This window comes from Kribbella sp. NPDC002412 (assembly GCF_053592935.1).
The window spans coordinates 55,268-81,769 of record NZ_JBSFBL010000024.1; the positions used below are offsets into that span (position 1 = coordinate 55,268).

23 protein-coding genes are annotated in these 26,502 nt (G+C 69.3%); 19 read left to right on the forward strand and 4 right to left on the reverse strand.

Annotated elements, in window-relative coordinates; translation table 11 throughout:
• Window positions 1-6 precede the first annotated feature (6 nt).
• The 4 genes from ACWCOV_RS20515 to groL all read left to right on the forward strand — a co-directional run bounded on the left by ACWCOV_RS20515 (window position 7) and on the right by groL (window position 4,538).
• Window positions 7-1,050, forward strand: coding sequence for an amidohydrolase family protein (locus ACWCOV_RS20515; RefSeq protein ID WP_449830869.1), 1,044 nt, complete (start codon window positions 7-9; stop codon window positions 1,048-1,050).
• Window positions 1,050-1,760 (forward strand): iron-sulfur cluster assembly protein, encoded by a 711-nt coding sequence (locus ACWCOV_RS20520; RefSeq protein ID WP_449830870.1) that lies wholly within the window; start codon window positions 1,050-1,052, stop codon window positions 1,758-1,760. Before ACWCOV_RS20515 ends, ACWCOV_RS20520 begins: the two co-directional genes overlap by 1 nt.
• Entirely contained in the window at window positions 1,757-2,782 is a 1,026-nt protein-coding gene (locus ACWCOV_RS20525) for an NAD(P)-dependent alcohol dehydrogenase (RefSeq protein ID WP_449830871.1), read from the forward strand. Before ACWCOV_RS20520 ends, ACWCOV_RS20525 begins: the two co-directional genes overlap by 4 nt.
• A gap of 64 nt (window positions 2,783-2,846) precedes the next feature.
• Window positions 2,847-4,538 (forward strand): chaperonin GroEL, encoded by a 1,692-nt coding sequence (gene groL / locus ACWCOV_RS20530; protein WP_449830872.1) that lies wholly within the window; start codon window positions 2,847-2,849, stop codon window positions 4,536-4,538.
• 98 nt (window positions 4,539-4,636) lie between these two features.
• Here groL and ACWCOV_RS20535 read toward each other — a convergent pair whose 3' ends face one another.
• Window positions 4,637-5,032 carry a hypothetical protein gene (locus ACWCOV_RS20535; protein WP_449830873.1) on the reverse strand — a complete coding sequence of 132 codons (396 nt, stop codon included), beginning with the start codon at window positions 5,030-5,032 and terminating at the stop codon, window positions 4,637-4,639.
• A 7-nt stretch (window positions 5,033-5,039) separates the two neighbouring features.
• Window positions 5,040-5,762, reverse strand: coding sequence for an FHA domain-containing protein (locus tag ACWCOV_RS20540; protein WP_449830874.1), 723 nt, complete (start codon window positions 5,760-5,762; stop codon window positions 5,040-5,042).
• A gap of 247 nt (window positions 5,763-6,009) precedes the next feature.
• Between ACWCOV_RS20540 and ACWCOV_RS20545 the strand changes: the two genes are divergently transcribed.
• The 9 genes from ACWCOV_RS20545 (at window position 6,010) to ACWCOV_RS20585 (ending at window position 18,011) form a co-directional block, all read left to right on the forward strand.
• Entirely contained in the window at window positions 6,010-6,939 is a 930-nt protein-coding gene (locus ACWCOV_RS20545) for an ATP-binding cassette domain-containing protein (protein ID WP_449830875.1), read from the forward strand.
• Complete coding sequence (locus ACWCOV_RS20550) at window positions 6,936-8,561, forward strand: ABC transporter permease (RefSeq protein WP_449830876.1); 1,626 nt, start codon at window positions 6,936-6,938, stop codon at window positions 8,559-8,561. The genes ACWCOV_RS20545 and ACWCOV_RS20550 overlap by 4 nt, the downstream gene beginning before the upstream one ends.
• A 176-nt stretch (window positions 8,562-8,737) precedes the next feature.
• Window positions 8,738-10,054: a SidA/IucD/PvdA family monooxygenase gene (locus tag ACWCOV_RS20555; protein WP_449830877.1), complete on the forward strand. Its 1,317-nt coding sequence runs from the start codon at window positions 8,738-8,740 to the stop codon at window positions 10,052-10,054.
• Window positions 10,055-10,090: 36 nt separating this feature from the next.
• Window positions 10,091-11,611: a PqqD family protein gene (locus ACWCOV_RS20560; protein ID WP_449830878.1), complete on the forward strand. Its 1,521-nt coding sequence runs from the start codon at window positions 10,091-10,093 to the stop codon at window positions 11,609-11,611.
• Between the two features lie 2 nt (window positions 11,612-11,613).
• Complete coding sequence (locus tag ACWCOV_RS20565) at window positions 11,614-12,081, forward strand: cupin domain-containing protein (RefSeq protein ID WP_449830879.1); 468 nt, start codon at window positions 11,614-11,616, stop codon at window positions 12,079-12,081.
• Window positions 12,078-13,736 (forward strand): class I tRNA ligase family protein, encoded by a 1,659-nt coding sequence (locus ACWCOV_RS20570; protein ID WP_449830880.1) that lies wholly within the window; start codon window positions 12,078-12,080, stop codon window positions 13,734-13,736. The genes ACWCOV_RS20565 and ACWCOV_RS20570 overlap by 4 nt, the downstream gene beginning before the upstream one ends.
• A gap of 6 nt (window positions 13,737-13,742) precedes the next feature.
• A complete protein-coding gene (locus tag ACWCOV_RS20575) occupies window positions 13,743-14,891 on the forward strand; it encodes an NAD(P)/FAD-dependent oxidoreductase (protein ID WP_449830881.1) in 1,149 nt (382 codons plus the stop codon).
• A gap of 6 nt (window positions 14,892-14,897) precedes the next feature.
• Window positions 14,898-16,196 carry an ATP-grasp domain-containing protein gene (locus tag ACWCOV_RS20580; protein ID WP_449830882.1) on the forward strand — a complete coding sequence of 433 codons (1,299 nt, stop codon included), beginning with the start codon at window positions 14,898-14,900 and terminating at the stop codon, window positions 16,194-16,196.
• Between the two features lie 24 nt (window positions 16,197-16,220).
• On the forward strand, window positions 16,221-18,011 hold the full coding sequence (locus ACWCOV_RS20585) for an ABC transporter substrate-binding protein (protein ID WP_449830883.1): 1,791 nt from the start codon (window positions 16,221-16,223) through the stop codon (window positions 18,009-18,011).
• A 71-nt stretch (window positions 18,012-18,082) separates the two neighbouring features.
• Here ACWCOV_RS20585 and ACWCOV_RS20590 read toward each other — a convergent pair whose 3' ends face one another.
• A complete protein-coding gene (locus ACWCOV_RS20590) occupies window positions 18,083-19,327 on the reverse strand; it encodes a cytochrome P450 family protein (protein ID WP_449830884.1) in 1,245 nt (414 codons plus the stop codon).
• A gap of 230 nt (window positions 19,328-19,557) precedes the next feature.
• On the opposite strand from ACWCOV_RS20590, the gene ACWCOV_RS20595 reads away from it, so the two are divergent.
• Window positions 19,558-20,862 (forward strand): MFS transporter, encoded by a 1,305-nt coding sequence (locus tag ACWCOV_RS20595; protein ID WP_449830885.1) that lies wholly within the window; start codon window positions 19,558-19,560, stop codon window positions 20,860-20,862.
• A 57-nt stretch (window positions 20,863-20,919) separates the two neighbouring features.
• On the opposite strand, the gene ACWCOV_RS20600 is transcribed toward ACWCOV_RS20595, so the two are convergent.
• Window positions 20,920-22,335: a hypothetical protein gene (locus tag ACWCOV_RS20600; RefSeq protein ID WP_449830886.1), complete on the reverse strand. Its 1,416-nt coding sequence runs from the start codon at window positions 22,333-22,335 to the stop codon at window positions 20,920-20,922.
• A 128-nt stretch (window positions 22,336-22,463) separates the two neighbouring features.
• Here ACWCOV_RS20600 and ddaH point away from each other — a divergent pair, with 128 nt between their 5' ends.
• The 5 genes from ddaH to ACWCOV_RS20625 are packed head-to-tail and all read left to right on the forward strand — an operon-like array spanning window position 22,464 to window position 26,491.
• Window positions 22,464-23,342, forward strand: coding sequence for a dimethylargininase (gene ddaH, locus ACWCOV_RS20605; RefSeq protein ID WP_449830887.1), 879 nt, complete (start codon window positions 22,464-22,466; stop codon window positions 23,340-23,342).
• Window positions 23,342-23,683 (forward strand): hypothetical protein, encoded by a 342-nt coding sequence (locus tag ACWCOV_RS20610; RefSeq protein WP_449830888.1) that lies wholly within the window; start codon window positions 23,342-23,344, stop codon window positions 23,681-23,683. Before ddaH ends, ACWCOV_RS20610 begins: the two co-directional genes overlap by 1 nt.
• Before the next feature lie 45 nt (window positions 23,684-23,728).
• Entirely contained in the window at window positions 23,729-24,193 is a 465-nt protein-coding gene (locus ACWCOV_RS20615) for a cobalamin B12-binding domain-containing protein (RefSeq protein WP_449830889.1), read from the forward strand.
• The gene (locus ACWCOV_RS20620) at window positions 24,190-25,539 is read left to right on the forward strand and encodes a methylaspartate mutase (protein WP_449830890.1); all 1,350 of its coding nucleotides are present in this window, start codon (window positions 24,190-24,192) and stop codon (window positions 25,537-25,539) included. Before ACWCOV_RS20615 ends, ACWCOV_RS20620 begins: the two co-directional genes overlap by 4 nt.
• Window positions 25,484-26,491 carry an asparagine synthetase A gene (locus ACWCOV_RS20625; protein ID WP_449830891.1) on the forward strand — a complete coding sequence of 336 codons (1,008 nt, stop codon included), beginning with the start codon at window positions 25,484-25,486 and terminating at the stop codon, window positions 26,489-26,491. Before ACWCOV_RS20620 ends, ACWCOV_RS20625 begins: the two co-directional genes overlap by 56 nt.
• Window positions 26,492-26,502: the final 11 nt, after the last annotated feature.

Consider the following 26,502-nt stretch of genomic DNA (forward strand, 5'->3'; position numbering starts at 1 on the left):
GGCGTCGTGTACGAGAAGAACGGCGAGAAGTACTTCGTGGTCGACAGCCACATGCACTTCTGGGACGCGTCACCGCAGAACTGGGTGCCGGGTCAGGAACAGTACGCGAAGGGCTGGATCGAGTGCTTCCACGCGTACATGGGCCTGGCACCGGCCGAGACCCACTGGCCGATCGAGAAGTTCATGAAGTACTCCGAGGACGACCTGATGAAGGACGTCTTCGAGGACGGCTACGTGGACGTCGCGATCTTCCAGCCGACGTACCTCAAGGAGTGGTACACCGACGGGTTCAACACCACCGAACGCAACGCCGCGCTGGGTGAGAAGCACCCGGGCATGTTCGTCCACAACACCCGGTTCGACCCGCGCGACGGGGACGCCGGGCTGGAGGAGCTGAAGCGCAACGTCGACCGCTACGGATCCCGCGGCGTGAAGCTGTACACCGCCGAGTGGAACGCCGGCTCGCGCGGCTACAAGCTCACCGACCCCGCGGCGTACCGCTACCTGGAGAAGGCGCAGGAGCTCGGCATCAAGAACATCCACGTCCACAAGGGCCCCACGATCTGGCCGCTGGACAAGGACGCGTTCGACGTGTCGGACATCGACCACGCGGCCACGGACTTCCCCGAGCTCAACTTCATCGTCGAGCACGTCGGCCTGCCGCGGATCGAGGACTTCTGCTTCATGGCGACCCAGGAGCCGAACGTGTACGCCGGCCTGGCGGTCGTGATCGGCGGCCTGATGCACGCGCGGCCGCGGTTCTTCGCCAAGGTGATGGGCGAGCTGCTGTTCTGGGTCGGCGAGGACAAGATGACCTTCGGCAGCGACTACGGCATCTGGGAGCCGAAGTGGCAGATCGAGGGCTTCGTCGACTGGGACTTCCCGCCCGGTGACGAGTTCTCCGACTACCCGCGGCTCGGCGTCGAGGGCAAGAAGAAGATCCTCGGGCTGAACGCGGCGAAGCTCTACGACATCAAGGTGCCGGACGAGCTCCAGCTCGAGCACGCGGAGCCCGCCGCACAGGACGACGCGAAGCTGGTCACCCAGTAATGACGGCCGCGGTCGCGGAGCGGTCCCGGGTCCTCACCGCGCTCGACGCGGTGCGGGACCCGGAGCTCGACGAGCCCATCACGACGCTGGGGTTCGTCTCGTCGTGCGTCGTGTCGGCAGCCGGAGACGTCGTCGTCAGACTCCGGCTGCCGACGTACTTCTGCGCGCCCAACTTCGCGTTCCTGATGGTCGCCGACGCGTACGACGTCGTCTCGGCGCTGCCCGAGGTCCGCAGCGCCGACGTCGCGCTCGAGGACCACTTCGCCGCCGCGGCGATCAACGCCGGAGTGGCCGCGCGGGCCGGCTTCGTCGCCTCGTTCGAAGGCGAGGCGGTCGGCGAGCTGGACGAGCTGCGCCGGACCTTCGTCGCGAAGGCGGTGCTGGCCGGCACCGACCAGGTGTGCCGGCCGTTACTGGCCGCCGGACTCGACCCCGCGGCGCTGACGACGATGACGCTCGGCGACCTGCCCCCGTCGGCACAGCTGGACAGGCTGTGCCGGCGGCGGGCCGAGCTCGGCCTGCGGACCGATCCGGCCGCTCCCCTGCTGGTCGACCCTGGCACCGGTGACCCGATCACCGGTGCCGCGGTGTCGCTGCACCTGGGCAAGGCACGGATCACCAGGGTCGGTATCGAGGCCAACACCGGCATCTGCCGCGGCATGCTGCGACACCGGTACGCAACCACGGGTGTGGGTGAGGAGGAGGAATGAAGGCCGTCCGACTGCACGGGTACCACCAGCAACCAACGGTCGAGGACGTCCCGGAGCCGAGCGTCAAGGGCCCACTGGACGTGGTCGTCAAGATCGGCGGCGCCGGCGTGTGCCGCACCGACCTGCACATCATCGAAGGTCAGTGGGCCGAGGCCATGCACCCGACGCTGCCCTACACGATCGGGCACGAGAACGCCGGCTGGGTGCACGAGATCGGCCCGGCCGTCACCAACGTGCAGGTCGGCGACACCGTGATCCTGCATCCGACTCCGACCTGCGGGCTGTGCCAGGCCTGCCGGGCCGGCAACGACATGCACTGCGCGTTCAGCACCTTCCCCGGCCTGGACAGCGACGGCGGCATGGCCGAGTACCTCCTCACCTCCGCGCGGGCGTGCGTCAAGCTCGACCCGTCGACGCAGCCGAAGGACGTCGCGGCGCTGGCCGACGCCGGGATCACCGCCTACCACGCGGTCCGCAAGGCGATCCCCCAGCTGTATCCCGGCACGACCTGCGTGCTGATCGGCGCCGGCGGGCTCGGCCACATCGGCATCCAGTGCCTGGCCGCGCTGACCGCGACCACGATCGTCGTGGTCGACCGGAACCCGGACGCGCTCAAGCTCGCCGAGCAGCTCGGCGCCGACCACACAGTCGTTGCTGACGGCAAGCATGTGGCGGCGGTGCAGGAGCTCACCGGTGGCGCGGGCGCCAACGTCGTACTCGACTTCGTCGCCGAGCAGGGCGCCGAGGCGGACGGCTTCGCGATGACCGCGCCCGGCGGTTCGTACTTCGTCATCGGGTACGGCGGGCAGCTGCAGATCCCGACCCTGGACATCATCTCCACCGAACGCAACATCATCGGCAACATCGTCGGCACCTACAACGACCTGGCCGAGCTGATGGCGCTGGCGCAGGCCGGCAAGGTCACGCTGCACACCAGGACCTACCCGCTGGACGCGGCCGTCGAGGCCGTCGCGGACCTCGACGCCGGCCGGGTGCGGGGCCGCGCGATCCTCGTTCCCTAGCGCGCTGGAGCGACACCGAACCGACACCGTTCGCCCGGACCGGGCAGTCAAGGAGGAGGGACCGATGGCCAAGGAACTGCGATTCGGTGAGCAGGCGCGCGAGCTGATGCTGGCCGGGGTGGACCAACTGGCGGAAGCGGTGAAGTCGACACTCGGCCCGAAGGGGCGCAACGTCATCCTGGAGAAGATCACCGGCTCGCCGGTGGTCACCAACGACGGCGTCACGATCGCCCGGGAGATCCACCTCAAGGACCAGTTCGAGAACATGGGCGCCCAGCTGGTCAAGGAAGCCGCGATCAAGACCAACGACATCGTCGGCGACGGCACCACCACCGCGACGGTGCTGGCGCACGCGATCGTCCGCGAGGGCATGCGGGCGATCGGCTCCGGCGGCAACCCGGTCCTGGTCAAGCGCGGGATCGACGTCGCGGTCGCGCGCCTGGTCGAGCGGCTGCGCCAGGTCGCCCACCCGGTCGTCACCGAGCACGACTTCGCCCGGGTGGCGGCGATCTCGGCCAACGACGACGACCTGGTCGGCGCGGTGATCGCGAAGGCGCTGCACTCGGTCGGCGCCGGCGGCATCGTGACGGTCGAGGAGTCGACCGCGCACGGGATGCGGGTGGACTTCGTCGAGGGCTTCGAGTTCGACAACGGCTACCTGTCGCCGTACATGGTGACCGATCCCGGCAGTCTGCAGGCGGTGCTCGACGACCCGTACATCCTGCTCTGCAGCGAGAAGATCACCAAGGTGCAGGAGCTGATGCCGCTGCTGGACAAGATGATGCGGGAGCCGAAGCCACTCGTGATCATCGCCGAGAATCTCGAGGGCACCGCGCTCAGCATGCTGGTGCACAACCACGTCAACGGGCACATCCAGTGCGTCGGCGTCAAGGCGCCGGGCTTCGGCGACCGCCGGCTGCACAAGCTGGAGGACATCGCCGCGATCACCGGTGGCGCGGTCCTCAGCCGGCACTCGGGCTTCACGCTGGAGACGATGACCCTCGACCAGCTCGGCCGGGCCGACCAGGTACGGGTCACCGCCGACCGGACGGCGATCATCGCCTCCGCCGGCCACGAGCAGGATGTCGCCTTCCGGCTCACCCAGCTGCGGGCCGAGCTGGAGCGGGCCACGTTCGGGGTCGACGAGGACGTGCTGACCGAGCGGATCGGCGCGCTGTCCGGCAAGGTCGCGGTGATCCAGGTCGGCGCACCGACGCCCGCGGAGCTGAAGGAGCTCCAGCACCGCGTCGAGGACGCGCTGTCGGCGACCCGGGCGGCGATGGCCGAGGGCATCGTCGCGGGCGGCGGGGTGGCGATCCTGCACGCGGCGTCGGCGCTCGACGATCTGGAGGTGAAGGACGACTACGCGATCGGCGTGGAGATCGTCCGGCGGGCGCTGCGCGAACCGGCGTACCTGATCGCGACGAACGCGGGCTACTCCGGTGAGGAGGTGCTCGAGCGGATCGGGCAGCTCGGCCCCGACGACGGCTTCGACGCACTTGAAGGCCGCTACGGGAACATGCTCGAGATGGGGATCGTCGATCCCCTCAGGGTGGCCAGATCAGCCCTCCAGAACGGCGCTTCGGTAGCCGGCCTCCTGCTCACCACCAACACCCTGATCGCCGAGGAGCAGACCCCCTGGGGCGGCAGCCCCGCCCTCATGACCGAGTACGGCGCCCTGGACGAAGGCCTGCACCAGCCGTCGCCTGACTCCAGCACCCCGCAATCCCTCGGCCTAGGCCCCTCGGTCGGCTGAGACATCCAGCCCAACCGCCAACAGCACCGCCGACACCATCCGCGACGAACTCCTGGCCAAGGGCCTGTCCCCGCCCTGAAAGCCAAACTCAATAGGCGTCAGACCAGCGCGGCGAGGAGACCGAGGATCGGCGCCCCGGCCGCTCCGAGCCATTGGGCGAGGGTGCGGAGGGGGGTGACGAGGGCCGAGGCGGCCGAGGTCAGGGAGCCCGCGTCGAGGAGGATGCGGGTCAGGCGTTCCAGTCGCCCGGCGATGCGTTTGCGATCCGGCTCCGGCTGACGGAGGCCGGCTTCTACCTCGCGGAGCTCGGTCTGCGCCGCGGCGGAGATCGCGGGGTCGAGCGGTGTGCCCTGGACGCCAGCCCGTAGCTGGGCAAACGCCCGCTGGGCCTGCTCAGGGGTCACCACGATGCCCGTCTGGCCGCCGGTGATGTGCTGGTCGCGGCCGACGTTGTTGATGTTGGCGGCGTTCTGGTTGCCGATGTTGAAGGTCATCCGCGACTCATCTCGTCCGCTGAGGTGGTGGTAGTTCCCGGTCGACCCGGCGCCGGCGCGCGGTGGCGACGATGTGCAGCACGATCCCGGCGATGATCACCAGTAGGCCGATGAGGTTGACCAGGCCGCCGAGCGCGAACACCAGGAAACCGCTGAAGTCGTCCTTGGTGGGCATGCCGGACGCTGACGAGAAGTCCAGGATCTGACCGAAGTACGTGTACCAGCCGACGGCGGCGATGCCGAGTCCGATCAGGAACACCACCACACCGGTCCAGATCAGTCCCCGGGCCTTCGTCTTCGTGGCGGCGATCTCCCGGAAGAAGTTCTCCCGCTGCTGGATGACGTACTGGTCCCGTGCGACGTTGTTGATCGTGTGCGCGCGCTGATCGCCGACGTCGTAGCGGACCGCGGGCGGCGCGCCGTCGTCGGTGCGGTAGCGCAGCCGCAGGTCCGCGAACGTGACGTGGTCACCCGGGCACAGCCGCCGCGGCGCCGTGATCGGCTCCCCGTTCACGAAGGTGCCGGCGGCCGAGCCCAGGTCCTCGACGTAGTCCACACCGGCCCGCTGCCACAGCGCCGCGTGCGTGCGGCTCAGGTACGGGTCCTGGAACCGTACGTCGCAGTCCGTCGACCGGCCGACCGTCAGGTGAGCGCCGGTCAGGTTGATCCGCCGCCCTTCGTGCGATCCCGTCTCCACCACGAGGTACGGCGTACTCGATCCATCGGTCATCGTCCGCTGCGGCGATCGCGGGCACCTCGCCCGTCCTCACCGCACCCCCACAATCAGCAAAGCACCCGGACGGGACCGCAACAAGATGCAGCGACCCCCGGTGGCGGTACGGGGATCAGGCCGCCCGCACCGAGCTCGACCGCCGCGTCACGCACGACCGGGCCGTAGGGCGGGATCTTGATGGTCGTTCGGCCCTGCTGGTCGCCGCACGGCGGTGATGTCGTGAGACTTGGGAGGGGTGGTCTCGATGACAGCGGCAATAGCGGTCTCCGGACTCGTGAAGGACTTCGACCCCAGCACCCGGGCACTCGACAGTCTCGATCTCCAGGTCGAGATCGGCGAGGTGCACGGGTTCCTTGGGCCGAACGGCGCCGGGAAGACGACGACGATCCGCGTTCTGCTCGGGTTGCTGCGTGCCGACGGCGGGCACGTCGTCATGCTCGGTGGTGACCCCTGGCGCGAGGCGGCGAAGCTGCATCGACGTCTTGCCTACGTCCCCGGCGAGGTGAACCTGTGGCCGAACCTGACCGGCGGCGAGGTGATCGACGTGCTGGCCGACCTGCGGGGCGGCATGAACGAGCGTCGCCGCGAGGAGTTGCTCGAGCGCTTCCAGCTCGACCCGACCAAGAAGATCCGGGCCTACTCCAAAGGCAACCGGCAGAAGGTCGCCCTGGTGGCGGCGTTCGCCTCCGACGTGGAGCTCTACCTGTTGGACGAGCCCACGTCCGGGCTGGACCCGCTGATGGAGTCGGTGTTTCAGGAGGTCGTCCAGGAGTTGCGGGCGGACGGACGCAGCATTCTGCTGTCCAGCCACATCCTGGCCGAGGTGGAAGCGTTGTGCGACCGCGTCACGATCATCCGGGCCGGTCGTGCAGCCGAGAGCGGAACCTTCGACGACCTGCGCCACCTCACACGTACGTCGGTAGTCGTCGACACCGCCGAACGGCCGGCTGCAGTGGCCACGTGGCCCGGCGTACACGACGCCAAGGTGCACGATCGCCACGCAGAGTTCAGTGTCGATCCGCCCGAGTTGAGCCACGTGCTCGGGCGTTTGGTCGATCTCGAGGTGCGTTCGCTGATCACTTCGCCGCCCACGCTCGAGGAGCTGTTCCTGCGGCACTACGGCGAGGACGTCGCCGTACCTGCTGAGACAGCCGAGGCGGTGACGCTGCGATGAGCGGCTTCACCGGCACGGTCCGGCTGGCTCGCCTCGCGCTGCGGCGGGACCGGATCACCCTGCCTGCCTGGATCCTGGGGATGACCGCCTTTCTGGCTGCGACCACCGCGATGTTCGAGGACAGCTACACGAAACACCCCCGACTTCTCGAGCTGGACACCCGGATCGTGGTCGAGAATCCCGGCATGCGGGTGCTCGGCCTCGTCACCGGCCCGAGCGTCGGGGGCTACACCTTGCACCGGGATGCGCTCACCTTGGCCGTGCTCGCGGCCATGATGAGCGTGCTTGCGGTTGTCCGGCACACCCGCCAGTCCGAGGAACTCGGTCGTGAGGAGATGCTGCGGGCCGGCGTGGTCGGACGCCATGCATCGTTGGCGGCCGCCGTACTGGTCGGACTCGCTGCGAACGTCGTACTGGCGCTCACACTCGGTCTCGGCATGGTGATCGCGGGACAGCCCGCAGGCGGCGCTTTCGTCGGCGGCGCGTCGATTGCCCTGGTGGGCATCGTCTTCACCGGCGTCGCTGCGGTGACCTCCCAACTGGCGTCGACTGCGCGCGGAGCGATCGGCCTTGCCGGCGCAGGGCTTGGCATCTCGTTCATGCTCGCGGCCCTGGGCAACATGCTCGGGACGGTGGACTCGACCGCGCTCCGGGTCACCAGTGCCTGGCCGGCGTGGCTCTCTCCGATCGGCTGGAGCCAGCAGATGCGGCCATTCGCGGACAACACCTGGTGGCCGGTGGGGCTCGCCGTACTGATGACGGCTTCCCTGTGCGCGTTGGCCATCGTCCTGGTCGGCAAACGCGATGTGGGTCGAGGCACTTGGCCCGAGCGCAGGGGTGCCGCTCATGCGAGCCGAGCTCTGCTCAGCCCGACTGGCCTGGTCTGGCGACTGCAGCGTGGGGCGCTGTTGGGCTGGGTGATCGGGCTGATCGGGTTCGGGCTGGTGTTCGGGGCGCTGAGCGACCAGATCGGCGGACTTCAGGGCGAGGCCACAGAGTGGTACAGCACGTTCGGCGGTGACGTGGACCTGCTCGGCGCCTACTGGGCCTCGATGATGCAGATGGGCGGTATGGCCATCGCGATCTGTGTGACCACGCTCTTGCTGCGCTTGCACCACGACGAGGCGCAGGGCGAAATGGAGGCGGTGCTCGGCAGCGCGGTCTCGCGAGTTCGCTGGCTGGGCGCGTACGCCGTCAACGCTCTGGTCGGCTCGGTGGTGCTACTCCTCGTCTTCGCCGCGGCGATGGCCTTCACCGGTGGTCAGGTGCTCGGCGGCACCGGATCGCTGCTGCGCGATCTGATCGGAGCGGCACTGATCCAACTGCCTGCGATCAGCGTCCTGGCAGCCGCGGTCGTCACGGTGATCATGCTGCTCCCGCGATGGTCGGTCGGACTGACCTGGGCCCTCGTGGTGGGCTCCATCGTGGCCGGGCCGATGTTCGGCCCCGCGCTGGGACTGCCACAGTGGCTGCTGGACCTCTCGCCCTTCACGCACGTGCCCAACGCCCCGGCCGTCGCCCCCACCATCGAACCGATCCTGGGTCTCTGCCTGACCAGTGGCCTGCTGGCAGCCGCGGCGGTCGTGTCCCTGCGCCGCAGGAACCTCACCCTCCCGGTCTGACCCGGGCGCCGCCGGTGTCGCGGGAGCGGGCCGGGCTGAGGCGGACGGCCACACGCGCGCCGCGCGACGACTCCTCGGGAGCATCTGACGCGGGCCGATCGGTTGACGTGTATCACCGGCGAGCGGTTGAGGGCTCTCGAAGGAGAGGTTACGGCGACCGAGACGAGGCGACGCAGATGTCCGAACACATGTCCAGGCCCGACGTGGAAGTCGAACTGCTCGCGATCGGCGCCGGGCCGTCGAACCTGGGACTGGCGGTGGCGTTGGAGGAGTTGGCGCCGGAGGTCGCGGAGCGGACGCTGCTGATTGACCGGAACCTGGCGATCGAGTGGCAGCCGGGGATGCTGATGCCGTGGGCCACCAGCCAGGTGTCGTTCTTGAAGGATCTGGTGACGCAGCGGGATCCGCGGAGCCGGTTCTCGTTTCTCAACCACTTGTACGAGACCGGGCGGCTGGACTCGTTCGTCAACATGAGCACGTTCACGCCGTACCGGGTCGAGTTCGCCGAGTACCTGCGCTGGGTGGCGGAGTCGCTCACCCAGGTCCGGATCGAGCTCGGTCGCGAGTGCGTGGCGGTGCGGCCGCGACGGGACGAGACGGGGGCCGTCGCGGGCTGGGTCACCACACTGGCCGACGGTACGGCGATCAGCAGCCGCTACATCGTGTACGGCGGCAGCCGCGAGCCGAACATCCCGCCGGTGCTCGCCGACCTGCCCCCGAACCGCGTCATCCACAGCACCGACTACCGCCGGCGGGTGGCCGAGCTGTCCGGCGAGCTGCCCTACCGGGTCGCTCTCGTGGGCAGTTCGCAGAGCGCCGCGGAGATGTTCCGCGCCCTGCGCGACGACCTGCCCGACAGCGACATCAGCTGGCTGATGCGGTCCATCGGGCTGAGCTCGGACCAGTCCAGCAAGTTCACCAACGAGCTGTACTACCCGTCGTACGTCGACGAGTTCTACGACGCCCCGCCCGCGGCGCGCGAGCAGATCCTGCGGGAGATGTACCGGACCAACTACTCCGTCGTCACTCCTCCGATGCTCGAGCACCTGTACGCCGACCTGTACCTGGACCAGTTCAACGAGCGCACCGACCGGCGGCTCGTCACGATGGTCGACATCACCGGCGCCCGCGAGGCCGGCGACGAGGTGGTGCTGGAGCTGACCGACCGCCGTACCGGAGCCGTCACCGAGTTGCACCGCGACCTGGTCTTCCTGGGCACCGGCTTCGACACCCGGATGCCGCGCCTGGTCCGTGAGCTGGCGAGCAGCCTCGAGCTGGACCGGATCGACGTCTCCCGGCAGTACCGGCTGGAGCTCGGGGCCGACAGCACCGCGGCCTGCTACCTCCAAGGCGTCAACGAGGAGACCCACGGCATCTCCGACTCACTGCTCAGTGTGCTGGCCCAGCGGGCCGAGGAGATCTGCCGCGACATCGTGGCGCACCGGGAGCGGGTCCCCGCGGCTGTATCAGCGGAGCGGCCGTCCAGGCTCTAACGCGTGGGAGAACCACCAGCCCTCGAGGAGAGCCGGATGACAACACTCGAACTGGATCGTGCCCCGACCGACGACGTGGCGCGGGCACGAGACCAGGCGTTCGCAGGTCTGCGAGCGGCGATGCCACCCGACATCATGGCCGAAGCGTTGCGCTGCAGCGGCAGGCTCGAAGCCGAGCTGCCGAACCGGCCGGAGCTGGAGAAGAACCTCATCCTGGTGGCCTTCGGCGGCGGCAAGGACAGCTCGTACATGCTGGCCTTCGTCCGGGCGATGCAGCTGATCCTGTACAAGGTGCACGGCCGCACGTTCCGGATGCGGGTGGCGACCAACCGGCACGCGGGCATGCCGCGCGCCGTGATGGAGAACATCGACCGCGAGTACCGCGCGCTGCGGCTCACCGACGACCCGGACTGCGAGCTGCTGCTCGTTGACGGCGACGAGATCAGCGAGTTCGACGTCGACTCCCCGCAACGCGACCACGTCGTACGGCGGAACCGGCTGGACATCCTGATGACCGGCCACCGCACCTTTGCCGACGGACGGCCGACGTTCTGCAACTCCTGCAACCTCAGCGTCTTCAACGCGTTCGGGCTGGCGGCGGCGTACGGCGACGGCGCTGATGTGCTGATCACCGGCGACTCGCCGCAGGAGCAGCTCCAGTACACCTTCTGGGTCGGCCGGCTGTCCCGCCGGCTGCAGACCGCGCCGGCAAGGCGCGAGGGCCAGAACGGCTTCGGCCGGGTGCTGGGCCAGCTCGACGGCATCGCCCAGTCGTACTTCGCCGACATCCACGGCCCGGAGGCGATCGACGCGATCGCGGACCGCCGGGTCAGCACCGACGTGCCGGAGCGGCTGAAGTTCTTCACCATCTACGGCGAGACCGCGTACGCCGCCGGCGACCACTTCGACCTGCTGACCGGCTTCCTCGGCTTCCAGTTCGACGACCTCGCCTTCAGCTTCACCGAGTCCGACTGCGCGAACCCGGCGCTGATGGCGCACCTGCGCGGGCTGAAGGCCGAGCACCTGTTCCAGCGGTCGTACGACGAGGGCCTGGCCGAGTACGTCGAGTTCGCGCTCGGCCTGATGCGGAAGAAGGACATCCCGGACGGCCTGGTGGAGATGATGCGCGCCCGCTACGACAGCCCGGACGCGCTGAAACGGATGCGGATCGCGGCGCAGGAGTACGCGCTGGAGACCTTCGGGCTCACCGAGGAGCACCTGGTCTGCATGACCTACTCCCCCTTCGCCGGACAGGGCGCCGGGCTCGAGCGGTTCCTGAACCGCGAGCATCCAGGCCTGGCCGCCCGCCTCGGCGAGATCCACCGCCTGCTCGGCGGCGCGTCCACCGATCCGGAGCTGGCCGCCGAGCTGGAGCGGATCAGCGGGCTCGAGCCGAGCCAGTTGCGGGTGCTGTACAGCCGGTCGGTGCAGACGCCCGGCGGCGGCGGTGCGCCGGTGATCGACCTGATCCTGGCCGGCGACCCGCACAAGGCCGTCATCGAGACCCGGCACACCCAGGACGGTCCGAACACCTTCGAGCAGATTTCGGGACGGTAATCATGGTCGTACACATCTCCCGGCTTGATCGCGACAACCTGCTGCACGAGTACGGCGTGGACACCCAGCGACTGCAGCCGTGGCCGGTGCTGAACGCGCCGTTCGAGGTCTCCTACGCGGTCTGCCGCGCCGGGACGGTCTCCAAGCTGCACACCCACCACGAGCAGGAGATCTTCGTCGCGGTCTCCGGCGAGTGCATCGTCGAGTGCGGCGGCGACCGGCAGCCGTTCCGGGCCGGCGACGTCACGTACTTCACGCCCGGCCAGCTGCACCGCGTGCACAACCACAACGACGAGGACTTCGTCTTCTGCAGCATCTGGTGGGACCCGGAGATGTCCCACAAGTTCCTCGCCGAGTACGCCGGCTCGGAGACCGAGGCGCTCGCCGCCAAGGCCGCCGCGAACGTCGCCGAGAACGCCCAGGCCGCCGAGGCCATCGAGACCGCCGAGCGAGTAGGAGCCAGCGAATGACCCGACTGCTGCCGTCCGAAGACGACCGTCCCGTCCTCGTCCTCGGCCCGAACCCGACGCCGAACGGCGGGATGCACCTCGGCCACATCGCCGGGCCGTACCTGGCCGGCGACGTGTACGCGCGGTACCAGCGGGCCCGCGGCCGGAACGTCATCTTCACCTCCGAGACCGACGACAGCCAGACCTACGTGGTCGCGTCGGCGGGCCGGGAGGGCATCACGCCGGAGGAGCTGTGCAAGCGCTCGACGGCGAAGATCCAGGAGGCGCTGAGCGCGATCGGCATCTCGATCGACGGGTTCGGCCCGTTCGACCAGACCTACCGCGCCACCGTGCTGCAGTACTTCAGCGCCCTGCACGCGGCCGGCGTGTTCCGGCTCAAGACGGTCCGGCTGCCCTACCTGGAGCGGACCGGCGAGTTCATGGTCGAAGGCCTGATCGAGGGCGACTGCCCGGTCTGCCTGACGACCAGCCGCGGCGGGTTGTGCGAGACCTGCTGCCACCCGAACAACTACGACCAGCTGATCGACCCGCACTCGACGATCGACCCCACCGACAAGCTCACCTACCGCGAAGCCACCATCATGGTGCTGCCGCTGGAGGAGTACCGCGAGCAGCTGACGGCGTACCACGAGAAGCTGGCCGCGCACCGGCGGCCGCACGTCCGGCAGATGATCGCCGAGCTGCTGGCCCGGCCGCTGCAGGACGTGCCGATCACGTTCCCGCTCTCGTGGGGTATCCAGGCGCCGTTCCCGGAGGTTCCGGGGCAGGTGCTCAACGCCTGGCTCGAGCTGATCCCGGCCGGCATGTTCACCACGTCGTACGCCGCGAACAAGCTCGGCCGGGACACCGTGCCGGGCGAGTTGTGGCGGACCGCGGAGAACCTGCGGATCGTGCACTTCCTCGGCTTCGACAACGCCTACTACTTCTGCCTGCCGCACATCGCGATGCTGATGGCGCACGGCGACAAGTACGTCTGGCCGGAGTCGATCATCAACAACGAGTTCTACGAGCTGGAGAGCTCGAAGTTCTCCACCAGCAAGGGCCATGTGCTGACGCCGCAGGAGCTGCTCGAGGAAGTGCCGCGCGATGTCGCCCGGCTCTACCTGGCGCTCACCGCGCCGGAGTACCAGCGGTCCACCTTCAGCCGGGCCGGCCTGGACAAGATGGCCGAGGAGCGGCTGGTCGGCCCCTGGAACCAGCTCGCCGGGACGCTCGCCAAGGCGGTCGCCAACGCGGGCGACGACAGCACCCGGCTGCCGGTGTCGGCCACCGCGCGAGGCCGGGTCGCCACCATGCTCGAGCGGTTCGACCTCGGGTACGAGATGCCGACGTTCAACCTGAACCGTTCGGCCGACACCGTGCTGATCCAGATCGACCGGTTGCGGCGGCGCGCGGCGACCCTCGACGGCATCGGGCTGGACGAGCAGCCCGAGAGCTGGGGTGACCTGTTCTGCGAGGTCAAGGCCCTGCTGGCGTTGGCGTCACCGATCCTCATCGACCTCTCGGACGCGGCGCGTGATGCCGGCGCCTTCGACGACTCGCCGGAGGCCGGGACGCTGGTCGCCGGAGCCTTCGACGTCGAAGAGGTCACGCCGTTCGCGCCACCACTGCTCGCGGCCGGTCCGGCCGGCGGTGACCTCGCCGGAGGCCGGTGATCCCGGATGCGCATCACCGTGGTCGGCGGCGGCGTGATCGGACTGCTGACGGCGATCGAGTGCGTCCGCGCGGCCGGCGTGGACGCGGTCGATCTCGTCGACGCCGGTCCGATCCCGTCGCCGTCGGCCACCTCGAACGACCGGCTCCGGGTTGTCCGCGCGCTGCATCGCGGCGAACCGGCTCTGACGCAGGCGGCCGCGCAGGCGCATGCCGGCTGGATGGACGTTGAGGACCATGTCGGATCACGCTTCTACCACCCGGCCGGCGCACTCACCGCGATGCCGGTACAGGACGCCGCGGCCGAGCTCGCCGTCCTCACCGCGGCTGGCGCCAAGGCTTGGACCTTGTCGCCGGAAGAGCTGGCCGGCCGTTATCCACGGATCCGGTTCCCGGACGGGACCGGCGCCGTACTGGAGGCCACGGCCGGCGTTGTCCTGGCCGACCACGCGCTGGTCGCGCTGGCAGGCTGGCTGAGCCGTCGGCCGGAGGTCCGGCTGCACCCGCACCGGCGGGTCGTCGAGATCTCTCAGAACGACGAGGTCGCGATGATCCGCTGCGCCGACGGCGGGACCCACACCGCGGACCGGGTGGTGATGGCGGCCGGGCCCTGGTCCCGCGAGCTGGTGCCGGCCGCGATCGCCTCCGACCTCACGCTGTACCGGCAGACCGTGCTGTCGTACCAGGCGCCGACCTGGCTCCGGGACTCGACCGGCATGCCCGCCGTGCTCGGACTCGGACCGGCCCGCGACGCCTGGCTGATGCCGACCGTGCCACAGTCGGACGCCCCGCTGCGGTTGAGTGCCGCGAGTGCCTGCCGGGCGGTTGACGAGATGACCGACCGGGTCACGCCCGACCAATGGCGCGCACACCTGGTCGGCGTGTTCTCCGAGTTGTTCCCGGACTTCGATCCCGCCGCGGTGGTCGACTCCACCGACGGCTTCTACCTCGCCGAACGCACGCGCGGCGGGCCGTTGCTGGCGACGTACGGCGCCGGCACGGTCCTCGCGTACGCGGCCTGCGGCGGGATGTCGTTCAAGTTCGCGCCGCAGATCGCGCGGGCGATCGCAGATCGTGCCGTCGGGGCGCCGCCCCGCCCGACCGGCCTGGACTCGGTCGACAGGCCGCGGCACCTGGCCGCGGTCGGTGAGGAGTAGAGGATCATGAAGCTGCTCGCTTTGGAAGCCGTGCAGAACGCCGGCTACTACCAGTCCCGCTACCGCCAGATCGAGGAGTTCGGCGGCACCCTGTTCGTGCTCAACGGCCTCGGCGAACCGGACTACTGGCCGGCCCCGCGCTACCGGGTCGCCGGCTCGAAGCACATCGACGACATCATCGCGGTCGCCCGCGACTGGCACGCCGCCGAGCAGTTCCACGGCGTGCTCACGTTCTCCGAGTCCGGAGTGCTCACCGTCGCCGCGGTCGCCGAGGCGCTCGGCCTGCCCGGGGTCGGCCTGGACGCGGCGAGGACCAGCCGGAACAAGCTCCTGATGCGGGAGGCCCAGCAGCGCGGCGGCGCTCCGGTGCCCCGGTTCCGGTTGGTGCCGGACGTCGACGCCGCGCTCGCGGCCGCGGACGAGTTCGGCTACCCGATCATTCTCAAACCGACCTTGGGTGCCGCGAGCAACTTCGTCTTCCGGATCGACACTCCGGACGAGTTGCGAACGACGTTCCCGCAGGCGCTCGACGGGATGGCGCAGATGTCGTGGCTGCGGATGGAGGCCGACGGCATCGACCTCGGGCCGGCCGGGTTGCTGGTCGAGTCGTTCCTGGACGGGCACGAGATGCAGATCGAGGCGCTCGCCTGGGACGACGAGGTGTACCTGGGCTCGATCGTCGACCGGATCACGATCGAGGGCAACACGTTCGACGACGACGCGCACCGGGCGCCGACCGCGCTCGACGCCGATCAGCTGGCCGCCGTGCACGAGGTCGTCACCACGGCAGCGCATGCGCAGGGACTGCGGCGCAGCGTCATGCATGCGGAGGTCCGCTTCCACCAAGGCAAGCCGCATCTGCTGGAGATCGCCGTGCGACCAGGTGGTGGCGGGCTGGACTACTTCGCCAGGCTGAGTGCCGGCTACTGCCCGATCCGCGCGACGATGGCGGTCGCCGCCGGCACGAAGCCCGACGTGCACCACTACCGCCCGACCGGTGTGCATCTGGCCGGCACCTGCCTGATCGGCGGCCCCGGCCTGATCGAGGAGATCACCGTGCCGCCCGCGGTGTCGGAGTCCGACCGGGTGTTCTTCCTGAAGATCACGGCGAAGCCGGGTGACGTGGTCCGGCGCCCACCGGACGGCAACAACATCCTCGGCTTCCTCTGCACCAGCGGTTCGACCTTCGACGAGGCGATCCGGACGGCGTTCGAGTTCGCCGCGCAGATCGACGTACGCCTGGCCGCGACCGATGCCTTCCCCACTCCACCGCACCGGTCACCGGCTTCCCGGCTGACTGCCTGATTCAACTGACGAGAGGTGACCTGGATGTCCACTGTGCTGAGCGAGCAGCAGTCCGACCAGCCGTCCGAGGACGGCCGGCCGATCAAGGGTGGCACGGTCACCTGGGCCTGCAACCCCGGCTTCCCACCGGCCGCGATCTTCCCGTTCACGCCGCGGGAGCGGATCGGCATCCGCAACCTGTACGAGTTCCAGGTGCTGATGTTCCGGCCGCTGTACTGGCTCGGCCACGAGGGCAGGCCGGAGGTGAACCCCGACCTGAGCCTGGCCTACCCTCCGGAGTGGAGCGAGGACGGGCTCAGCGTCACCGTCACGCTGAAGCCGTGGCAGTGGTCCAACGGCGAGCCGATCTGCGCCGACAACGTGATGTTCTGGGTGAACATGATGGCGGTCAAGGGCGACCGGCTCGGCTACTACGTGCCCGGCTACTTCCCGGACAACCTGACGTCGTACGAGAAGGTTGCCGAGGACAAGGTCCGGTTCACCTTCCAGGAGGTGTACTCCAAGACCTGGGTGGAGATGAACCAGCTCTCGCTGATCACGCCGATGCCGAAGGCGTGGGACCGGACCGAGGACGGCCCGGCGCGGGCGTCGTACGACGTGGCCGACATCCCGGCCGTCTACGACTACCTGGTGAGCCAGAACGGCGAGTGGACGGTCGAGGCGAACCACTTCCGCGGCGGCTGGGCCGAGAGCCCGGTCTGGAGCGTGGTCAACGGTCCGTGGCGGCTGAAGAGCTACACCCTCGACGGTGTCGTCACCTTCGTGCCGAACGACAAGTACTCCGGCCCGAACAAGCCGCACCTGGACGAGTTCCGGCAGGTGCAGAACGACACCGACGAGCTGATGTACGAGCGGCTGCTGGCCGGTCCGGACGCGCCGGACGGGATCCAGATCGGGTACCTGCCGTTCGGGATGGGGCTCACCGACGACGGCGAGGACCCGCTCGCGGACAAATACCGGCTGGTGCCGCAGGACGTGTTCGTGGTGCGCTACATGCCGTTCAACTTCGACAACGACTCCACCGCGGCGCGGATCTACAAGCACACCTACGTCCGGCAGGCGCTGCAGATGTGCCTGGACCAGGACCGGGCGATCCGGGAGATCTACCACGGCAACGCCTACCGCATGGACGGGCCGGTGCCGCCGTCGCCGGCCAACCCGCACGTGTCGCCGAAGCAGCGCAAGGACCCGATGCCGTTCGACGTCGACGCCGCCCGCGCGTTGCTCGAGGCGCACGGCTGGGACACCAGCACGCTGCCGGCCGGCTGCGTCCAGCCGGGCGAGGTCGCCGGTTGCGCCGGCGAGGGCGTCGACATCGGCGACCGGCTCTCGTTCACGATCCGGTACGTCGAGGGCAAGGTCGCGCTGACCCGGTTGCTGGAGATGTTCAAGGAGGACGCGGCCAAGGCCGGGATCGAGCTGAAGCTGGAGCCGGTGTACGGCTCGGTGATGGTGGCCGAGGACCACAGCCCGAACGTCGCGAGCAAGCGGCTGTGGGAGATCAACACCTGGAACGGCGGCTGGTCGTACTACGGTCACCTGACCGGCGAGATGTTGTTCCGCACCGGCGGCGGCAGCAACTTCGGCGACTACAGCGACCCGAAGGCCGACGAGCTGATCGACCGGACCGTGCACAGCGACGACCCAGAGGCGATGTACGAGTACCAGGACTACATCGCCGAGCAGGTGCCGACGATCTGGTCGCCGGGCTTCCCGAACCGGATGTTCGAGGTCGCGAAGAACCTCCGCGGCGTCGAGCCGGTCAACCCGTACGGCCTGATCACCCCCGAGGACTGGTTCTACGTCGAGGAGTGACCCACTCCCCCGACACACGGAAACCGCCCCGGCCAACTCGGCCGGGGCGGTTTCTCGTCAGGTGGTGCGGGTCAGGACTTCGGCGGGATGGTCGCGGCCGGCAGGTGGTGCATCCCGCGCAGCAGCGTGCTCGGCTCCCACTCCAGGAAGCTCGGGTCGGCGGTCATCCGCAGGTCCGGGAAGCGTTCCAGCAGCCGGGTCAGCGCGATGTTCGTCTGCAGCTTCGCCAGTGGCTGGCCGATGCAGAAGTGCGGACCGTGGCCGAACCCGAGAACGCCGTTCGGACGGCGGTCCAGGTCGAGCGTGTTCGCGTTCGGGAACTGCTCGTCGTCGCGGTGCGCCGACAGGATCGACAGCGCCAGAATGTTGTTCTTCGGCACCACGACGTCGCCGATCTCGATGTCCTCCGCGGTGAACCGGAAGGTGGCCACGCCGACGCCGCCGTCGTACCGCATCAGCTCGTCGATCGCCTGCGGCATGATCTCCAGGTCGCCGCGCAACCGCGCCATCGCGTCGGGGTTGGTGAGCAGGCTGAGGATGGCGTTGGACAGCGTGTGCTGGGAGGTGATGTGCCCGGCCACGGTGTACAGGAAGATCATCGCGACGAGCTCGTCGTCGGTCAGCCGGTCGCCGTTCGGGGTGCCCTCGATCATCGCGCTGACCATGTCGTCGGCCGGGTTCTTGCGCTTCATCTCGATGATCCGGTGGCCGTACTCGATGACGTTCCTCGAGGCGTTCTCGACGACCTCGGCCGGGTGGCCGGCGCCGACCAGCTCGACAGCCCACTGCTGGAACCGCTCGCGGTCCTCGAACGGGATGCCGAGCACGTCGCAGATGATCACGATCGGCAGCGGCTGCGCGTACTCGGTGACCAGGTCGACGTCGTCGCGGCCCTCGAGCTTGCTCAGGTAGTCGTCGACCAGCTGCTCGATCCGCGGCCGGAAGGCCTCCATCCGGCGCAGCGTGAAGGCCTTGCTGACCAGCGAGCGCAGCCGGGTGTGCCGGGGCGGGTCGCTGTTCAGCATGTGCTGGGACAGCTCGTCGTCGAAGCCGACGTCGGGCTTCTCGTCCTCGACGTAGGTGCCGGTGTGGCGGGCGAACATCTCGTTCATCCGCCGGCCGTCCTTGCTCACCCGCGGGTCCTGGAGCAGCGCGCGCACGTCGGCGTACCGGGTCACGAGCCAGACGTCGGCGCCGTGCGGGAAGATCACGTGGTGCACCCGGCCGGCCTTCCGGTACGGCTCGAGGATCTCGTACGGCCTCTGCATGAAGTCGTCCGGGATCCGCTGGAGGGCCTCCGTCGTTTCTGTGGTCATAAGGTTCGATCCTCCTGGCTGCAGGCATGTCGACAAGAGCGCACGTGCGCTCGGCTACGCGTCGCCGTCACCTCATCAGAGGCGGCGCCGGGGCGGCTCTGATACGCCTTGTTTTGTTGGCTTCAACCCCTGTGCGTGAGCCGCTCCGGGCGGTAGCCTGCGGGACCAAATGCCTTCCGGCACCGACCTGCCGGAGCATGGCGCTCGCCGGCATCGAGGGGAAACATCTGATGAGCGAAGAACGCGACCCGAGCACGACCAAGCAGCCAGGCGAAGGGCTCGGCGCCATCGCCACCTGGCGCCAGACGTCGGTGACGTCGAAGGCGCTGCTGTTCGGTGTCTTCGTCAACCGGCTGGGAGCCTTCCTGCAGATCTTCCTGGTGCTGTTCATGACGCACCGCGGGTTCACGGCAGGGCAGGCCGGTTTCGCCCTCGGCGTGTACGGCGCCGGCCACGTGCTGGGGTCGTTCGTGGGCGGCTGGCTCACCGACCGGCTGAGTGCCCGGGCGGCGACGTTGATCAGCATGCTCGGCTCCGCCGCGCTGATCGTCTCGATCCTGTACATCGACGTCTACTGGGTGATCCTGCTGGCGATCCTGACGGTCAGCACCGTCAGCCAGCTGAACCGCCCGGCCGCGCAGGCGATGCTGGCCGAGCTCACCAAGCCGGGCCAGCTCGTGATGACGATGGCGATGTACCGGCTGGCCATCAACCTGGGCACCGCGGTGACCCCGATCGTCGGCGTCGCGCTGGTGTCGGTCTCGTACGACCTGCTGTTCTGGGCCGAGGCGTTCGCCGCCGTCCTGTACAGCGCGATCGCCTGGAAGTTCCTGCCCGGCAAGGCCGACAAGGACGCGGCAGCCGACGCTGCCAATGCCGCAGAGCCGAAGCAGGGCTACCGTGCGGTGCTGGCCGACTGGCGCTACGACTTCTACCTGGCCGCCGTGTTCCTGGTGACGATCGTGTACTGCCAGTACATCGCGGTGCTCCCGCTGGCGATCGTGGACGACGGCATGAGCCTGTGGTGGTACAGCCTGGTCGTCTCGGCGAACGCCGTCGTCGTCGCGGTCTGCGAAGTGCCGGCGACGAAGTACGTGCAGACCTGGCCGCTGCGGTTGACCGCCATCGCCGGCTTCGGCCTGGTCGCGGTCGGCTACGGGGTCTACGCGATCGCGCTCATCCCGGTGCTGCTGATCATCGGCACGCTGATCTGGACGATGTCGGAGATCATCGGGGCGCCGACCACGTTCGCCTACCCGGGCATGGTCGCGCCGCCGCACCTGCGCGGCCGGTACTCCGGCGCCATGCTGAGCGTCTTCGGTCTCGGCAACGCGGTCGGCCCGGCCGTCGGCGTGTGGCTGTGGGACAAGGTCGGGCAGACCTTCTGGCTCTGGGCCGCGGGGGTCGCGATCCTCTCCGCGGTGTGCGCGCGGATCGGGATGCGCCGGCCCGACGAGCAGCCGGCCACCGACGCCGCGCCGGCGGCCGATGCCACACCCGACGCTCCCGGCCCGACTCCCGAAGCGGCGACCTGATCGGACCATGAAGAAGGGCCGGCGCGGCATCCGCCGCACCGGCCCTTCCTGTGGTGCTTACTGCTTCCGCACCGGCAGCGCGGTCCCCGGCTCGACGTCGGAGTCCTCCGGCAGGACCTGCAGGCAGCAGCCGACCGAGGCGCCGGCGAACAGCCGGACCACCTCGAGGTCGGACTCGACCGTGGCGGCCCGGGCGTAGACGCCGCCGAACCCGTTGACGACGGTGAAGACGCCCCAGTTCACGATCCACGGCGCCGGGTCGCCGTCGGGCATCGGGAACAGCTCCGGCACCGGCCGGATCCGGCGCTGGACGACCCACGGGCCGTCGAGCGCTTCCCGGACCCGCTCCTCCCACAGCTCGGCGCCGGTGTCGTCGCGCCAGCCCAGCAGCACGCCTTCGCCACTGTGCCGTGAGGTCGGCTTGAGGACCAGGTCGTCCTGGTGGCTGAGCACGTAGTCGAGCAGCTCGACCTGGCTGCCGTCCTCCATGGTGACCGGGCCGGAGCGCACCATCCGGGTCCACGGCAGGATCCGGTCCAGGCTGGCCAGCGTCTGCTGGTCGAAGTGCTCCCGGTTGGCCTCGTCGGACAGCACCGCCAGCGCGCCCTTGCTGGCGAACATCTCCGAGTCCAGCGGGGTGAAGATCTTCACCTCCCCGCGGGCCGCGGCGTCCAGGATCGGGTCCATCAGCGCCGGCGCGTCCGGGTACTCGAGCAGGTCCTCCAGCATGAACAGCCGCTGGATGATGTCGACCTTCCGCTCGCCCAGCCAGACCCCGCCGTCGCGCACCTCGAGCTGCCCGATGTGGCCGACGTGGGCGTCGATCCCCATGTCGTGCAGGCGGGTCGCGAAGTGCCGCATGTACGGCTCGAGGGTCTCGTAGCTGCTCGGCCAGTCGACGGTCGCGAGCACCGGCCGGGAGCCGTACTCGAAGCCGCACTCGACGAACATGTTGTTGACCTGTTCGCGCATCGTGTCCACGTAGGCGAGCCGATGCGTCCGCGCGAAGTCCGCGAGCACCGGCTGGTCCAGCAGCGCGCGGGCCATGTCGGACTGGTCGATGCCGCCGAGCGCGCTGCCCATGTTGAACTCGAGCAGCTTGAAGCCGGTCTCGTCCATGTACAGGTCGGCGCGGCTCTGCTTGGTCACGGACGCGCCACGGCTGCGCAGTACGGCGGACACCTGTACGTCGGTCATCCCGACGGATCGGGCGAACGCGGCCAGATCACCGCCGTACAGCTTGTCGGGCAGGCTGATCAGCGCGGCGTGCATGGTCAGGATGTCGTGCGCCAGCTGATCGCACTCCTCGGTCCCCAGGAACAGCGGCCGGGACAGGTACCGGCCGCCGTAGAAGGACTGCAACCCGACGGACTCGGGCTGGGTGCTGACGAGTTCACCGGCGGAGATGCCGCGTCGTTTGATCTCGTCCAGGTACTGCGCAGTGAGTTCAGTTCGGCTCAGGCCGGTAACCATGTTCGGGACCCTCCGGTGGACAAGGCGGAGTCAGAGCGCTCCTGCTCGGACAGAGCCGCCGACCGGACGCCGGAAATACACTCCCCGGCGCAGGTATCTGATCGCGGCCCCGGCGCGCTCTTACCGGCATGGAACTCATCTCCGAGGCCGGCACCTCGACGGCCACCGCCGAAGCACCGTACGACGCCGCGATCCGGCGCGGCACCACGCGCCGGTACCTGATGTGCCCACCGACGCACTTCGACGTCACCTACTCGATCAACCCGTGGATGAATCCGCGCACGCCGACCGCCCAGCCGCGCGCGGAAGCGCAGTGGCAGCGGATCCACGACCAGCTGGTCGAGCTCGGTCACACCGTGGACCTGATCCCACCGGTGCCCGGGCTGCCGGACATGGTGTTCGCCGCGAACGGCGCCACCGTCTGGGGCGACCGCGCGCTGGTGGCGCGCTTCCGGCACGCCGAGCGGGACGCGGAGTCGGCGGCCTACCTGGACTGGTTCCGCGGCCGCGGCCTGAAGGTCGAGCAGGCGGAGTCGGCCAACGAGGGCGAGGGTGACTACCTGTCCGCCGGATCCTGGCTGCTGGCCGGCAACGGGTTCCGCACCGACCGCAGGGCCCACGTCGAGAGCGAACAGTACTTCGGGCGCCCGGTGATCGGCCTGACCCTGGTCGACGCCCGGTACTACCACCTGGACACCGCGCTGGCCGTGCTGGACGAGCAGACGGTGATGTACTACCCGGACGCGTTCACACCAGGCAGTCAGGCGATCCTGCGCGAGCTCTTCCCCACCGCGATCATCGCGACCGCCGAGGACGCCGGCGCATTCGGCCTGAACGCCGTATCCGATGGCCGGCACGTGCTGATGCCGACCGGCGCGACCCAACTGGTCGCGAAGCTGCGGGACGCGGGCTTCGAGCCGATCGGCCTCGACGTCTCGGAGCTGCTGCGGGCCGGCGGTGGGGTGAAGTGCTGCGTGCTGGAGCTGCACGGTCCGGCAGGTGGCTGATGATCGACTATGACGGCCGGAGGTTCTCCCCCGCCGGGCACGATCCGGACGACGGTGAAGCTCCGGTCGCGTCGTACCGGCAACGCGGTGACCTGCTCTGGGCGGACTTCAGCGGCGGCCGGGTACGGCGTGGATCGCTCACCGGCATCTGCCGTCCCGACGACACGCTGGAGTTCAGCTACACGATGGTGCTGGCCGACGGCTCGCTCGTCGTGGGGCACTGCGAAAGCACGCCCGAGCTGCTGCCCGACGGCCGGATCCGGTTGCACGAACGCTGGGAGCGGTACCGGCCGCAGGCCGCCACCGGCGTCTCCCAACTGGACGAGATCGCCCCCGGTTGATCGGCCGCATGTATCACGGGGCGTCGGCTCGGCACTCTGCTTGTCATGGATCACGCCGCCGCCGTCGCCGCGGACAGGGACGTCAGCGCCGGCGACCTGACCGTTGTGGTGACCAGCGTGTCGTCTGACTCGCACACCTGGAACCTCGTCGTACTGCAACTGCTGCTCGAAGAACTCGGTCACCAGGTGCACAACCTCGGCGCCTGCGTGCCGGACGAGCTGATGGTGTCCGAGTGCCTGCGGCTGCGGCCGGACCTGATCGTGGTCAGCAGTGTCAACGGGCACGGCTTCCACGACGGGATGCGGCTGGTCCGTCAGGTCCGGAGCCAGGCGCAGCTGGCCGGCACCCCGATGGTGATCGGCGGCAAGCTCGGGATCGCCGGTCCCGGCTGCGACCGCAGCCGGGCCCAGCTGACGGCCGCGGGCTACAGCGCGGTCTTCGAGGACGGCACCGGGCTGGCCGCGTTCCGGTCGTACGTCGGCCAGCTGACCACCGGCGAGGCTTCGTGAACGTCCCGGGCACCGGATCGTTCAGTGACTTCGTTGCCCGCGCTCATGCGGCCGGCCGGCTCGTGGTGCAACCGCGGATGGGCGTCAGCGATCCCGGCGCGATGCGCACCGGACTCCTGGCCACCAAGAGCGCGACGGCGACCACGGTCGGGACCATCACGCTCGACAGCTACACCCGAATGGGTGACAACGCGAACGCTGGTGCGGCGCTGGCGTCCGGGGTCGAGCTGAACGGCTATCCGATCGTCGCGCATGAGCTGGCCACCACCCAGGCGGTGCTGGACGGCGTGGTCGGCCCCGACTTCCCGGTGCAGATCCGGCACGGCTCGCCGTGCCCCGAGCCGATCGTCAGGGCGTTGATCAAGGCCGGACTGCACGCCACCGAGGGTGGGCCGGTCTCCTACTGCCTGCCTTACAGCCGGATGCCGCTGGCGGACTCGATCCCGCACTGGGCGCGCAGCTGCGACCTCCTGGCCGAGGTCAGGGAGACCGGTGTCGAACCGCATGTCGAAAGCTTCGGCGGCTGCATGATGGGCCAGCTCTGCCCGCCCGGCCTGCTGGTCGCGCTGAGCGTGCTCGAGTGCCTGTTCTTCCGCCAGCACGGCATCCGCAGCGTCTCCCTGAGCTACGCCCAGCAGACCAACCCGGACCAGGACACCGAGGCCCTGCTCGCGTTGCGCCGACTCGCCGCCGAGTGGTTGCCGGACGTCGACTGGCACATCGTCGTCTACACCTACATGGGCGTCTATCCGCGGACGGCCGACGGCGCCTCCCGGCTCCTCGAGGAGGCGGCCCGGCTGGCCGTCCGGACCGGAGCGGCCCGGCTGATTGTGAAAACAGTTGCCGAGGGCTACCGAATCCCGACCTTCGCCGAGAACGTCGCCGCGCTCGAGACCGCGGCACTGGCCGCCGAGCGCTGCATCACGATCGCCGGCGACGTCGTCGACACCGGCATCCACGCCGAGGCGAAGGCCCTGATCGAGGCGGTGCTGGAGCTCGGTCCTGATCTCGGCTCGGCGCTGGCCACCGCGTTCCGGCGGGGCTACCTCGACGTGCCGTACTGCCTGCACCCGGACAACGCCGGCAAGGCCCGCAGCTACCTCGACAGCGCCGGGCGGCTGCAGTGGGCGTCCATCGGCTCGATGCCGATCCGCGGCGTGGTCGGGCCGACCGGTTCCACCAAGCTGACGGCAGCCGGGCTGCTCGCCTCGCTGTCGTACGTCGAGCGGACCTTCGACAACGCCAGCCTCGAGGACGAATACCGAGCCGACTCACTAGGGAGCACACCAGATGACGGAGACCCGGATCCCGGACACCGAAGCCCGGCTGCCCGCCAGTCCGCGTGAGCACCTGACCTCACCGGTCACCCGGTCGGTGCTGCTGATCCAGAACCGGATGCTGGCGGCTGCCCGCGAGCTCCTCAGCGCCCGTGGGTTCATGGAGTTGCTGCCGCCGGTCATCGGCCCGGTCACCGACCCGGGTGCGCGCGGAGCCAAGCAGGTCGACGTGGACTACTACGGGCACCGCTACAAGCTGATGACCAGTGCGATCCTCTACAAGCAGGCGGCCCTGACGTCGTTCGACAAGATCTTCTTCATCGCGCCGAACATCCGGCTGGAGCCGCTCGAGACCGCGTCGACCAGCCGGCACCTCGCCGAGTTCCACCAGATCGACATCGAGATGGCGGACGCGTCCCGGGACGAGGCGATGGCGGTCGCGGAGGACCTGGTGCGGCACGTCGTACGACGGGTGATGGAAGACCTGCCCGGCGAACTGGAGAGCCTCGGCCGGGACACCGGCGAGTTCACCGAACTGCTGAGCGCGCCGTTCGGGCTCCGCACGCACTCCGACGCGGTCGCCGACCTGCGGGCGATGGGGCACGACCAGAGTCCGGATGCCGAGCTCGACTGGGTCGGCGAGGCCAAGCTGTCGCAGAAGGCCAGCAAGCCGTTCTTCGTCACCGACTACCCCAAGGGATCGCGCGGCTTCTACGACCGGGAGAACAAGGACCAGCCCGGCATGCTGCGCAACTTCGACCTGATCGCCGCGGAGGGGTACGGCGAGCTGTGCAGCGGCAGCGAACGCGAGCAGGACTACGCGACCATCGTCGCGCGGATGCGGGAGACGGCCGAGAACCCGGCCAAGTACGCGTGGTACCTGCAGATGCTGCGCGACGGCGTACCGCCCAGCGCGGGGTTCGGTCTCGGCCTCGAGCGGTTCACCCGCTACGTCGCCGGGCTGGACTCGGTCTGGCAGGCCAGCGCGTTCCCGAAGGTGCCCGGCATCGCCTCGCCGTGACCGCCGGTTCA